Raw genomic sequence first — 442 nt, 5'->3', positions numbered from 1 at the left:
GGAACCCCGATCCGCGTTGCTTCGAAGTCGATCCGCGTCCGTGGCGTGCTCGAGGCCATCCTCGCCGTGCCCGGCTACCAGGGCGTGCTCGCGTACACCCTCGCCGAGGCGCTCTGGCTCGCGGAATCCCTCGACGACATCGTCGTCGGCTATCCGAGCGTGGACCGGGGGGCGATCGGGGTCCTCGGCCGCTCGGCACTGCTCGCCTCCCGGGTCGCCCTGATGGTCGACTCGCTCGCCCAGCTCGATCTCATCGACACGGTGATCCCCCCGCACCGGCGCGAGACCATCCGACTGTGCATCGAGCTCGACGCCGGCTGGAAGAACCCGGTGCTCGGGCACCTCGGCGTGCTGCGCTCGCCGGTGCATACCGCCGCGGAGGCCAGGGACTTCGCGGCGGCCATCGTCGCGCGCCCCGGCTTCGCTCTCGTCGGCCTGATGG

At 71.7% G+C, this 442-nt stretch carries 1 pseudogene; it reads left to right on the top strand.

From position 1 onward, the window contains the following. A pseudogene (locus QN345_RS19810) lies at window positions 1-442 on the top strand (amino acid deaminase/aldolase); the annotation flags it as partial.

It is taken from the genome of Cryobacterium sp. 10I1, from assembly GCF_035019805.1.
GTDB classification, from domain to species: domain Bacteria; phylum Actinomycetota; class Actinomycetes; order Actinomycetales; family Microbacteriaceae; genus Cryobacterium; species Cryobacterium glucosi.
This window is presented reverse-complemented; position numbering and strand designations above follow the sequence as displayed.